The following is a 13,441-nucleotide window of genomic DNA, read 5'->3' on the forward strand; positions in this document are numbered from 1 at the left end:
TTCAAATTTTGAAAATTTTTTAAAAAACCTCGAAATTTTTAATCTTAGCCCTTATCCTCAGGGCTTTAGGGAAGGGTTACTATGAATGAAATTTATTTAAAACCAAAGTAACAAATATTTAATACATCTGAAAAAAAATAAAAAATAACAAATAAAAACCTGAGACCTTATTTTTGTAACCATTTAAACGTTTACACATAGTAACATTTCTCGCTTCTGTTAACCCAAAATGGTAGTAACGAAATAACTGTATAAATTAGACATCATGTTAAAATTCAAATAACTAAGGAAAATTAACGATGGCTAAGACAAAAAACTCCAAAATCATCAAAATTTGATAGTTCCAGTAAAGTTATGTGCCAATTTAACCAATTGGTTTTGTATAAACCCGATATTTAATTAGAGTAGGGCTTCTAGTTTAATTAAATCAATGACTAAAGTTTTCTCTGAATCATTAAATGTAATTTTAAAAACTGAGATGAAAGAACGTTTAGGATATGATTATCATGAACAATCACATGGCCTGAATTATCGAAGCGGATTTATCGAAAAAACAATAACATCATTAGTAGGTAAAATACAAATCAAGATTCCATATGACCGGAATGGTTCATTCAACCCAATCATCATGCCTAAAAGACAACGCATATTCACGGAATGTAATAATTGCTAATTTTTTGTCTTCTAAAGGAACTGGTCGTGAAGACATCAGCAGCATCATTATAAATCTTTATAATATGTCTCTAGATCAAGACGCCATCAGTCGAATCACAGATTGGGTGTACTAGATTTAAAAGAATTTCAGATCCGACCTTTGGATAAAATTTACCAATTTTGATATATTGATGGCTTGAGGGATAGAGCCCATGAAGCAATTCCCATTTTTTGATACACTCGCTGCACTTATGGTTTTGATCGAAAAGTAAGCAGTGACACTGCTTACTTTTCCTTGGTACTAAATGTCCGTGTAACAATCGCTATTAATATTTTTTAATATTATATGCTTTAAAAACTAAATTCTTTATTTGGCTTTTAAATTTAATTCATAATGATCCAAGTGCATGTACCCGCCAGTTTTCTTGACTAGTAAATGATTAATCAAGGGAAGTGTAAAAAACCAAACAACTAACACTCAAAATACAACTGCATCTTGATATACTCTTCACCCGTTGTTTATATCCGGATTTTTAAAAAATAACCCCGCTCCCGAATTTGAAAACGGTTGCTGGGAAGCTAAAACAATATTTTGATAAAAAAACATGTAAACAAAAACTGCAAAGATAGCTAAAGAAGAAATCGGAGCAGCAAATCAAAACCCCCACACGCGATGACATTGTTTTTTTGTAAAGCGGTCAACAAACGCAGCAGCAATAATAGAAGCATAAACTAGAAAGAACAAAAGAACTTGAATATTAGTCATACTATCAACCAATGAATCGGTATTTAGAATTGTTCCAGAAACTCCTACACAAATCGATAAAAAACTAACGGTTAACAAAAGCAAAAGCAAAGTGCCGCTGTGAACTTTTTTGTGGTTCATAGTTTGCAAATGTCTTCAGCCGACAATTTGGCCTTCTTCTATTAAAGATTCAAACCCTTTAACAGCTGAAAAACTAATTCCGTTAACAACACCTAAAGCACTAATGCTAACTAAGAACTTAATAAAAATATCTAATGCGTTACGACTAAATGTTGCATTACTAGCCGAATCAGGGATTAATGTCGCTAGAATTTTACCAACATCTCCAAAACCTGTAAGCCCAGATCCTATAGAAATAACAATATAGATTAACGAAGCAATAATAATAGCAATAATCATTACGAAAGGAATTGTTCGTTGGGGGTTTTTAGCAATTTTTGCTAAGTTCCCAACATTTGTGTACCCATCAAAAGAGAAAAAAACTGCCGGGAAAGAAACGAATATTCCTTGTACACTTATTCAACTAGAAGAAGGAGTTAAAAAGTTTGAGGCAGAATTTTCTTGAACACTTGATTCATACAACTTAAGTAAATCACTATTTTGGAGGTTGGGTCGATCTAAAATGTGGGCTTGATTAACCCCAATCAGCCCCACAATAAACACCACAGATAGGGCAATGACTTTGAAAACTGTAGTGAAATTTTGAAAAAGCCCAGATGCTTTCAAAGAAAAAACATTTAAAAGAATAAAACTAACAGAAACAATAATTCCGCCTAAAAAAATGTAGCCAAAAGAAACTTTTCCAGAAACTTGACCATTAACAGCTAAATCTAAAGCGTTGTATATTCCTTCAACTGCCAGAAAAGGAAGAACCGCCATTGAAATTACATAATAAAAAAGTGAATGATTAAAACGGACAAAACGTCCAAACCTTTTTCCTACTAATTGCTCACTCCAACCAGCCAGGCCAGAAGAAGAAATTCGAGAAGAGGAAACCTCTGCAAAAGATAATGCAGCAAGAAAAGTAATTACAGCACCTAAAATTCATGTAATTAGCATACTTCAAAAAGAAAAAGTACCACTAAAACCAGCGGCGTCTGCACCCTGTGCTTGAAAGTCTACAATTGATACATTTTTTAAAAAAATGCCAATCCCCACAACACTTCCTAAAGCCATTGTTAATGCGGTAAAAAAACCAATTTTTCGAGCGCTTTGAATATTCATAAAACTTTCCTTACAGAAATTAATCAAAAAAATCTATTGTCTTCCATCAACACAAAAAAATAAACCGAAAACTTTTCCAAGCAAACGGTTTATATTTCTAACTACTAATCAAGTTTACAAAGTCAAAGAAATTAAACCGTAATTACGTTTAATTGCGTTGCAACTTTATTAAACTCATTTTTAGCATCATTGCCATATCCGCCTGTTTTTTTAATAACAAAGTGGTTAACTACAGGCATTACAATAAAGATTATTAATAATACTCAGAACAAAATTGTATTTTGTCAATTGAATCATGGATTATTAGTAAAGAATAATCCGTTCCCAGTTCTTGCGAATGGGTTCTGAGCGGGATCAACGATATTTGAAACAAAGAATTGGTATGCAAAGGCAGCGTAAATACAAACTGCTGCAATTGGAGCTGCTACTCAAAATCCCCAGACCCGATGACATTGTTTTTTAGTAAAACGATCAACAAAAGCTAAAGTAATAACAATTGCATAAACTAAAAAGAAGAACAATACCGGGATATTTGTTATTGAATCAGACAAAGCGTCTGTATTGTATATTGATCCAAAAATTCCAACAACAATAAAGTAAACACCAGAAGTTAAAGCCATTAAAATTAAAGTTCCTGAATGTTTAGTTTTATTATTCATTTTTTGCAAGAATTGGTATCCCATTACTTGCCCTTCTTCGATTAGCGATTCATTGCTTTTGATTGTTACAAGAGTCAAGGTGTTAACCACCCCAAAAGCACTTAAACTAATAAATACCAAAATGAAGATAGCTAAACCTTGGCGGGCCATAGCAACATTAGCGGCTGTACTTGGAATTAAAGTTTGCATTATATCTGATGCATTACCAAACCCAGTCAAACCTGCTCCAACTGAAATAACGATGTAAATTACTGCTGCAATAATAATTCCAAAAACTATCGCAAGAGGAATATTGCGGTGTGGATTTTTAACATCATCAGCCATATTCCCAACTGTAACATAAGCATCAAAAGTAAAGAAAACGGCCGGCAAAGCACTAAACATCCCACCAACGTTGAATGTAGAAACTGGTAATAGCCCTGGAACGTGAGCCGGAGCTTGAGCTAAAGGACTCGCGTTTACTTCTGCAGCTGTTTTTCCAAAAACGTCTGATTGATTAGCATTTATTAACCCAATAATAAACACCAATACTAAAGGAACAATTTTGAAAAAGATTGAAGCGTACTGAAAAACAGCTGAAGATTTAGTAGCAAATAAGTTCAAAGCAATAAACGATACCAAAATTATTGCGCCGCCTAAAAAGATATAACCAAAATGAACTTGGCCAGAAGAACGACCATTAACTCCGATATCTATTGCACTGTATAAACCTTGAACAGCTAAAAAAGGTAAAGCGGCAACTAAAATAGCGTAGTAGAAAGTCGTATGATTAAAACGTACAAAGCGCCCAAATCTTCTCCCTCCTAATTGTTCACTTCATCCCGCCAAGCCGGCTTTAGAAGCCCTTGATGTTGAAACTTCAGCAAAAGATAAAGCGGCAAAAAAAGTAATCACAGCGCCAACGATTCACGAAACTAAAACAGAATAAAACGAAAAAGTTCCGAATTCACCTGGAATTGGATCGCCTGCTCCATTTACCGGTTGAGGAATAATAGTTGCAAAGTTAACAACAGACAAGTTTTTTAAGAAAATCCCAATTCCGACAACATTACCAATTACTACTGCTAATGCTGCCCAAAATCCAAGTTTTCTCGCAGACTGGACTTTCATATTTTTATTAAATAACCTTTCAAAGAAAATTTGTAAACAACAATTTATTAAAAATTGAAAAAACAATCAATCGGAGTTTTTTTCTTGTTCAATCAAATTCTTTTGGAAACAAGACATTTACATTAATTTACTACTTGGTTTCTAAAAGAAAAAGAAGGAAAAAGAAAAATACCCAAAGCGATTCTAAGTCTTTAAGGTATTCTTATCACCGAATTGATTGTTCAAATTATACATATAGAACTTAAAAAGTAAAAAAATATTTATTTCTTACTTCAAGTATCGTTGGGTTCCAGATTTAAAAAATAATTGAAATTAAAAATCTTAAGAAACTTTAAAATGTTCTTTTTGTCATGCTTCATATTTTTCTAAAGAACCAAATTTTTTAATGTTCATAACGTTTTCTAAAAAACTCACCAAAAAAGTAAAAAAGGCATAGATTAATAAAACAACAACTGTTACGATTCTAGAAACAACAATATCAAGATAACTAGAACCATTGGCATAAAATCGCTCGTGTGGATTAACTTGTGACAACAAGAACATATCAAGAATTGGCATCACTATAGTTATTCCCATCGAGATAGTAACAATAATCACAGAAATAATAGCCATGGGCTTAAAATAAGATTTTTGATCTGTAATTATTTTTTTGGTTTTTCGGTTTTTCAGTCCACCATAAATCGAAGCAGCAATAAATGAAAAAGCAAAAACAGATGTCCAGGTGGCCATTAAATCTGCAAAATTATATAACCGATCCAAACCAATTCCATACCCTGCATAAGAATCACTTTGAATATAACCTAAGCCACCAATAATAGTAAACACGATAGCAATAGGGACGTATATTGAAACTGTATATCTTATTCCAATCTTGGGACAATTAGGATTTAGTTTATTGATATATTTAATAGCGAATGGTAATTCACCTTCTTTTAACAAATCTTCGGTAAATCTAGGAAATCATAATGCTGATCCATTAATAATTCCTAAAATTCCAAAAGCTATTCCTAAGCTAATAATCCCAAACAAAACTCTACCAGGAATCCCTTCGTGTCCAAAAGCCCGCATCATATTTTCTTTCATAGCATAGAAACTACCGCCATTAATTGTCATGCTGACAGCTAAAATAACATAAATTAAAGTGGTTATTCCAAGGCCAACTAAAATTGTGTATGGTGTTTTCTTTGGTTCGCGCATTTCTGATTGAAGCCCAGCGGTTATGTAAAAACCATCGAAGGCAAAGAAAATCGCTCCAACCGCAAGAAATAAACCAAGGCCCGGAACAAAAGCTTGTAATGATGCTCCGTTAGCTAGGGACGATAAAAACGACAAACTTGATTTACTGCCATTTGCCTGAACTACATCAACAGAAAAAGACGGTGGATTAACTACCAACGAAGAAACTTTATCTACTGTTTGGTTGGGCAGTATTCCAGCCAAAACAAAACCAACAATAGCCACTAAGGCCAATGGCAAAAATTTGACAGAAGTAATTATTTTATTTTGCATATTTCCCACTCTTGAAGACATGCCGGTTACAAAAATGAAATAAATTGAAAGAAAAATTGCAATTAATCCTCAGATTGCTCAATCCGCGTTAGTTCCAATAACTAAAGGTGAAGCATCAGCGTGGATAAAAGACCCGATGCCATCTTGAAAAGAAACTAATGCGTATAGTGGCATAAAAAAATAGGTTAATGGCGCATACACATAAAACATAAAGTTTTTCGATGCTTTAAAAACCATTCGACTATTAAAAACTTTCGTCCACCCTATCATTGATAAATTATCATTACGGGCAGAGCCAATTTCAACAAGTGCCAATCCCATAGCAATTACTGAAATGGCACTAACTATTCATGAGAAGATGGCCAAAATGAGTGAGGATTGTGATAAGTCTAAAACTGTTTGAGATTTAAAAAAAATACCTGCACCAATTGATGATCCCATCACAATTAACATCGCCGCAAAAAATGAAATTTTTTTAGATGTTGGTGCAGCATTAATTCCTGCTAGCCGGGGCTTTACTGATTCATTAAATTGAGTAATAGAACTTTCATTCATAAGAATTCCTTATTAGTAAAACAAATGTTTTATTTTTAAATAGATATTAGTGTATTGAATAAAGTCTAGATAACTAGACAAATAAATTAATTAAAAGAATGTAGGCCGTGGGCCCGTTTGACATTCAATTTTAAAAATTTATAAAGATGGATGATTTTAATTTCAAGGGCATAGAAAAACATATGTGTTTTGTAAAAACAGCATTTTTTTAAGTGATTTAAAAAGAAATTTAAATGAAATAACATATGTAACCTATAGTTGAAATTATTGCTATATAGTTTACACCATCATTTGTAAATTTGGTACTTTTTTAATTTTCTTCTCGAATCAAAGGCATTGATAAACAACGCGCGGACCCCATTGCTAACGAGAGTTGGTTACCGCTGAAACTCAATACTTTAACCCCAGCTTTTTCTAATGCTCTTTGAGTTTTAATATTTCGGTCATAACCAACAACAACCCCAGGAGCAAGAGCTAAATAATTTGTAGCGTCGAAATGTGTTTCCAGATCAATATCTAATTGGTCAGCACCAACATCACCTACAGGAATTAAAATAGGTTCTTTTTTAATAATCATTCTTAACATTGCTTTTAAGGTATTGTGTTTTTCAACTGCTTCAAGTTTACGTTTTTTTAAATCAATAACTCAAAATTTTAAGGTATGTAAAATATTTGGAGAATAAATGAATTTATCGTAGTCAACCATAGTAAGCCAAGTATCTAAATGCATTAAATGTGGCAATGGTGGAACGTTAACAATCACAATCTTTTCAAATTTATTGTTGGGGTTTGATTGAATTTTTTTAGCTAACAGCAAACATGCTTGCATGTTCGTTCGTTCGCTATTTCCAACAACCAAGGTTTTTGGATTATAAACAAAAATGTCTCCACCTTCAATTGTGGCTTTTGAATTTTTTGAGTCAAAATATTTAATAACATCTTTATATTTGGGGTGATTTTGAAAAATAAATTCTGTTAATAAAGCTTCTCGCCTTCTTGTTGGGTGCTTCATCGTACTTAAAGAGATAGCTGAACCAACACAGGCAAAAGTATCTCTTGCAAAACAAAGATTTGGCATAGGATCAACTAGTAAAGCAGAAGGGGTTTTAAGATTTAATTCCTTCGCTCTAATTCCAGATATCATTTTACGAATCATGGCCTTGGTAGAAAATTGAGTTAAATAATTACGCAGAATCATTCGGTTTTTATCTGTTAATTTAGGCACGGAATTATCTAACCAATTATTAATAAAAGCTTCTTTTTTATTAGAATCGACTGCTTCGTAAGTTTCGGTAATCAAATCCACTATTTGAATCACTTTTACGCCGTAATCGTTCAATATTTTAATGAATTTAAGATGTTCTTTTCGTGCAACTTCCGGCTCTAAAACAGCAGAAGTTAACAATTCCTGAAGACGACTTGGAGCGACATTATGTAATTCCTCACCTGGTGTGTGAACCACTACTTCTTTTAATTTTCCAACTTCGCTATATACGTTTATGTTCTTCACTTTAAATCTCTATTTAAACTATAAATTAGGTGACTAATTAATTCAGTTTCTTCTCTTTTTTTGTTTTCTTTTCGAATTTTTTTGCCATCTTTGATAAATCTGGCGGTGATCATTTTATTTTTTCAAAAACGACGAAAGGATTTGGTTTTTTATCATTTTCTGATTTAACACGAATAGCAATTTCTAAAATCTCATTAAAATCAGCAACATCTCGTACACCTGTACTCCAATATGCAACTAATTCAGCTTCAAAACCTTTTGGCGCAGTACAAGGGATATCTTCGTAGTGATCTCAATATTCTTCATTATCTTCGAAATTTCCCTTCGCTAATTTGTTAATATATTCAACAATAGTCAATTCTGATTTTTTATTTTTTTCATTTAAAAGCACACTTTCAGTCAATAATAAAGGATCTAATTTAGCAAGACTAGCCTTTTCGTCAAGATCAAAAGATGGCATTACAAAGGTCTGATATTTCATTTTTCTAGCAAGGCGCTTTAAAAAATAATCTTTTCGATCATCGCCCGCAAAAACTTTATACATTTGAGTAAAATTGATTTTTGCAACATTTTTTCAAAGCATTGGTGACTGTTCATTTTCTTGTTCTTCATCTCCAAAATAAAGCTTAGCACGCATGGTGGCATAAGATTGGAACTGGTGGCTTTCCACGAGCGCTTGACCTATTTTTGCATTTCCCAAAAGAAGTTCAAAAATTTTGCCTAGATATTTAATTAAACCTTGGGTTCGATCTTTGCTTTTTAAAATTTTCGTAATATTATCTTGGAATTCGTCAACCCCTACACCATCTCCTTCTTTGTTAGTAGGAACATTAAAAGCAAAAGCATCGATATTATCAGATATTTCTTCAAGTGATGGTCGTGTGCTTTGATTATCAATTAATTCAAAAGTCAATCAAGTGGATGTTTCGTAAATTGGTTCTTGTTCTGAGTCACAAAATATCAATAACAAATCTAAGAAAACCTTTTGATTTTCTTCTCTAATTCGATAAGCTTCAAACTCGACTTTAAATAACGAAAGTGCCATTTCAGAAATGGTTTTTCGGATACTTTTGGAATTTTCTTTAGAAAGTGTTTTAGAGGTTATTTTTAAGTTAGCTATTAAATTTTGAAAATCCCGAATTGATTCATCTTGGCTAAGTTTTAAAAAATCTTTTGAATTGGCGTAATAAGGAGCTAAAACATCAAGGTTGTTCAGTTTTCTTAATTGATTTAGCAAAGGAATCAAACCAGTTATTTCTTCTGGTATATTATTTTGAAAGCCTTTTATGATGATGGCTGCAGATTCACGTTTTTTGTTCTTGGGATTATTTATGGAAATATCCACAATAAACTCAGTGCGATTAAAGTTAAAACCAAAATATTTTATGAGACGAACTTCGCAATTATCAAGTGATTCTTTAAATTTAGGTTCTAACAAACTACATAAATTTTTTGTTAAAACTTTGCTTTCATAGACATCTAAAAATGAGAGCATTTGAAATAAAAGTTCTTCTTGAGGGATAGAGTTTTTCAAACGGAAAATTTGTCTATCCAAATTAATATTTAGTTTTCCGTTTTCATTAAAATATTGAGGGAAGTACATATGAAATTATCCTTGCTTAAATTGATTTAAAGTATAAAATGAATTTATAAGTATTTTAATAAAGATTATGAGGTTTTCAAAGATATTTGTTAAACTTTCATAAAACCTTATTTTAAAAGAATGAAACTAAAAAAATGAATAATCTTATAAAAGATTATTCATCAAATCTAATAATTAAAATAAAGCAATAAAAAATTAATAGTTAGAGACCACATTTCCATTGAATTCCACAATTCGTACAAGTAGTACAACCACCGATTTCAGCCAACACACCCTCTTTACATTCGGGACAATTATCGCCCTCATTAACACCAATATTCCGGTCTTGACGATCACCACGAATAGCACTTACTAAGATTTCACGATCAATTTGATCGGCGCTAGGGCTAACAACACTAGCGTTAACTTCTTTAGCATCCGGGATTAATCCAGTATCTATTTCTAAATGTAATTGTTCAGCTTTTGATGTTTCTTCATCTTCATTAGTTAATGTTAATACTTGCGAGTCGCGACTACCATCCACATAAACAGTTCCGCCCTTAGCTTTACCGTCGTAAAGCATTTCAAATATTTGTTCTACTTGTTTAACAGTAAAACCTTTAGGAGCGTTCACTGTTTTGGAAATAGAAGAATCAACTCAACGTTGAATTGTAATTTGAGTTTGAGCGTGTTCTTCCGGCTTTAAATCCATCGCCTTAACAAAGAAATCTGGTAAATGATCTTCAGTCCATTTCGGTGTGCCGTCTGGATTTTTTTCATCATTATATTTTAATCATTCAGTAACGATTGCCTGTTTTACTTTAACCATCTTGCCTAAGCGTCCTGAGCGATAGTATTCAAAAGCAAAGTATGGTTCTAATCCTGTTGACACACCTACCATTGTTCCTGTAGAACCAGTAGGCGCAATCGTTAATAAGTGTGAATTGCGAATTCCTTTTTTAATTATCCGATCAGCAATATCAGAAGGTAAAGTTTTAATAAAAGGGCGCTGAGCTAATTCTTTAAAGTATTTCCGCTTTAAGAAAGGGAAGGGTTTTTTTTCAACAGCTAAATCTAGTGATGTTCGATATGCCGTTTCGGCAATAGTTGACATTACCAAATCAACAAAACTATTTCCTTCTTTACTACCATATTTTTTACCCGACCAAATTAACATATCATGAAGTCCCATGATACCTAGTCCAATTCTGCGTTCACCCAAAGCTTGTTTTTTATTTGCAGGCAGAAAATAAGGGGTAGCATCAGTAATGTTATCTTGTAATCTTACAGCCACACGAACTGTTTCCACTAATTCTTGACGTTTAAAATTACCTGTGGCTTTATCAACAAAATTAGCTAGATTAATTGCTGACAAATTACATACTGAATAAGCCACTAATGGTTGTTCACCACAAGGGTTAGTACAAAAAATCTTTTGCCCGTATGCTTGAGCGTTTGTCATTTGATTAGCAGTATCAATAAAGAAAACGCCAGGTTCTGCCGAATAGGTTGCACAGAAATTAATTAAATCTCATAAGTCCACAGCATCCATTTCGTAATAAACCCGAACTGGATAACCCATTTTTTCTCATTCACGAACATCGTTGATTTCGTGCCAATGAGCATCATAAAACGCTTTTTGTTTTTTATTTAATGCTTGAATATCAGGATAGCGTAATTGTCATTTACCTTTATTTTTTACTGCATGCATAAAGTCGTCTGATATCGCTACAGAAATATTTGCACCAGTTAAAAACTGACTATTAACTACTTCCCAACGACCACCATCATTCATTAATTTAAGTGAATATTCGTATGCAGGGACACTGACATCATCACGAGCATTAATCACTGCTTGATGCATTTCTTTTTCATTTGGGGTTAGAGGAACAAACCGAACTTTACGGTTTGCTTCTTCTAAAATCAAGCGATCTTTCATGTTGTTAACTATTCAACGCAAAACGTTTTCATTCTGCATTTTAGAAATAATGAACTCTATAATATCGGGATGCCAATCACATAACATAATCATTTGCGCGCCACGACGTGATCCGCCTTGTTCGACTAAATGAGTCAACTGACTCAAGTCATTCAACCAAGACACCGAACCAGATGAATGGCCGCCAACTGAAATTGCAGGAGTCCCTCTAGGGCGTAACGAAGAGCCATTAGTTCCAACACCCCCACCACGGCTCATAATTTCCATTACTTCTTCACGATGTCGCGAAATACCACCACGAGAGTCAGCTGGGTTAGGCATAACATAGCAATTAAAATAAGTTACTTTGGCATCGCTACCAGCCCCGTATAAGACACGTCCTGCAGGAACAATATTTAGATTTGCGATTTCTGTAGCAAATTTTTCTTGATATTCGATTCTTCTAGCTTTTTTCTTTTCTACTTTTGCTAAAGCCTTCCCAACCCTTCGAGAAATTTGCTCATAAAAGATTTCTAAAGGCTTTTCAACTTTGTCTTTAGAACGAATAATAATTCCAGTTCCATCATTTTCTTGTTGAGAAATCTTTTGAAATTCTTGTTCTTCTAATTGGATTTTTAAACGACCATCTTCAAGAATATCAATAACTTGACCAATTCCTCTAGAAGGAAATCTCGTATCGTCCTGAATTAAAGTAACAACAATATCACCTACGGTAAGGGTTGTTAAAAATTTATCTTTTTGGGAATAGCGATCAAGCATAACTAATCTTGATATCCCATCAAACGATCGGTGATCGGTAGGTGCAATGGGAGAAATATTAGGGAAGTTTTTTATTGCGCGGTTTAAATTGTCTTTTACTTTGGCGTCGTAAGCAAACATGTTGGAATGAACCTTTCTTCTAAGTTATCAAAAATTGTGGATAAATTTGTGGAAAACGTATCGGACTAATTATTATATATACAGATATCAAAAAAGTAAATGATATTTTTATAGTATTTTTAAGGGCACATTAAAAAACCATAAAACAGTTCTTTTATAAACCTAAATTTAATAAAAAGAAGATAAAATTTGATGCGATGAACTTATTAATGTTAACAAGTAAAAAAAGGATAATAATAAATATTTACAGAAGTTTTCATTAATTAATATTAACTTTTGTGTAAGCAAATATCTGGCGCCAAAAATAAAAGGATCACTTTTAAATCCGTTATTAATTTGTTTTTTTTAGTGTATTATAGTATTGATTTTTTCATTTTAATTGATTGCATCGAAAATTTCCCTTCCTCCAACGTCCTAAGGAAAAGTACTAAAACTTAAAAATTTTGAAGATTTTCATATGAAAAAAATATTTAAAATCTGAATGGGAACAGCTTTTAAGGTACTGGTTACAATTTAATGGCTTTAGAAAATTCGCTTATAGATGCAAAAGCCTACGTCCATTACTCAATACAAAAAATTAATTAGAGGATATTTTATGAATCAATATATGGAAACCAAATATAAACTATACCGTCAGTTTTTAGTGCTAGGCGTATTTTTATTTAGCGGTCTGTTTTCGTTTATCCTTATGCTTTTAGTAGCAATTTATTTCCCAAGCAGTCTTAATTCCGGTTCTATAGTTAACAACATAAATGATATATCTTGGCTTGGGACATTATTGTTTGTTGTGTTTCTTATTAGTTTGGCTATTTTTGAATTTCTTTTTTATCTTCAAATCAAAAAAGTTGTAACAACAAAAAAAGAAATAAACAAAATAAAAAAAGAAAACAATTTATCTGTTTCAGTTCAATAATTTATTATCTGCCTTACTAAAAACAAAAACTTAAAGTAAGGTAGATTGTAAATTCAATTGCAACACTACCAATTATCATCAGCCGTTCGTTTGACTTTTAGTTTAACTTTTTTGATATATTCACTTCAAACTTCATTTGGT

General features: G+C 32.5%; 8 protein-coding genes. 2 read left to right on the forward strand and 6 right to left on the reverse strand.

Translation table 4 applies throughout. The features are described 5' to 3' along the window. The first annotated feature begins 430 nt into the window (after positions 1-430). On the forward strand, positions 431-673 hold the full coding sequence (locus tag T384_RS07145; protein ID WP_084266143.1) for a transposase: 243 nt from the start codon (positions 431-433) through the stop codon (positions 671-673). Between the two features lie 348 nt (positions 674-1,021). Here the strand turns inward: T384_RS07145 and T384_RS0104500 are convergent, their stop codons facing one another. The 6 genes from T384_RS0104500 to T384_RS0104525 all read right to left on the reverse strand — a co-directional run bounded on the left by T384_RS0104500 (position 1,022) and on the right by T384_RS0104525 (position 12,387). Next, positions 1,022-2,644, reverse strand: coding sequence for an APC family permease (locus tag T384_RS0104500; protein ID WP_027120012.1), 1,623 nt, complete (start codon positions 2,642-2,644; stop codon positions 1,022-1,024). 131 nt (positions 2,645-2,775) lie between these two features. Then, the gene (locus tag T384_RS0104505) at positions 2,776-4,413 is read right to left on the reverse strand and encodes an APC family permease (protein ID WP_027120013.1); all 1,638 of its coding nucleotides are present in this window, start codon (positions 4,411-4,413) and stop codon (positions 2,776-2,778) included. Positions 4,414-4,734: 321 nt separating this feature from the next. After that, positions 4,735-6,477, reverse strand: a complete 1,743-nt coding sequence (locus T384_RS0104510; protein ID WP_052663555.1) for an APC family permease — start codon at positions 6,475-6,477, stop codon at positions 4,735-4,737. A 310-nt stretch (positions 6,478-6,787) separates the two neighbouring features. Then, positions 6,788-7,987, reverse strand: coding sequence for an arginine deiminase (locus T384_RS0104515; protein ID WP_027120015.1), 1,200 nt, complete (start codon positions 7,985-7,987; stop codon positions 6,788-6,790). Positions 7,988-8,024: 37 nt separating this feature from the next. Next, on the reverse strand, positions 8,025-9,590 hold the full coding sequence (locus T384_RS0104520; RefSeq protein ID WP_027120016.1) for a hypothetical protein: 1,566 nt from the start codon (positions 9,588-9,590) through the stop codon (positions 8,025-8,027). Between the two features lie 202 nt (positions 9,591-9,792). Continuing rightward, the gene (locus T384_RS0104525; RefSeq protein WP_027120017.1) at positions 9,793-12,387 is read right to left on the reverse strand and encodes a vitamin B12-dependent ribonucleotide reductase; all 2,595 of its coding nucleotides are present in this window, start codon (positions 12,385-12,387) and stop codon (positions 9,793-9,795) included. A gap of 595 nt (positions 12,388-12,982) precedes the next feature. On the opposite strand from T384_RS0104525, the gene T384_RS0104530 reads away from it, so the two are divergent. Then, entirely contained in the window at positions 12,983-13,300 is a 318-nt protein-coding gene (locus tag T384_RS0104530) for a hypothetical protein (protein WP_027120018.1), read from the forward strand. The last annotated feature ends 141 nt before the right edge of the window (positions 13,301-13,441 follow it).

Source organism: Mycoplasma testudinis ATCC 43263 (assembly GCF_000687795.1).
Lineage (GTDB): Bacteria > Bacillota_I > Bacilli_A > Mycoplasmatales > Mycoplasmoidaceae > Mycoplasmoides > Mycoplasmoides testudinis.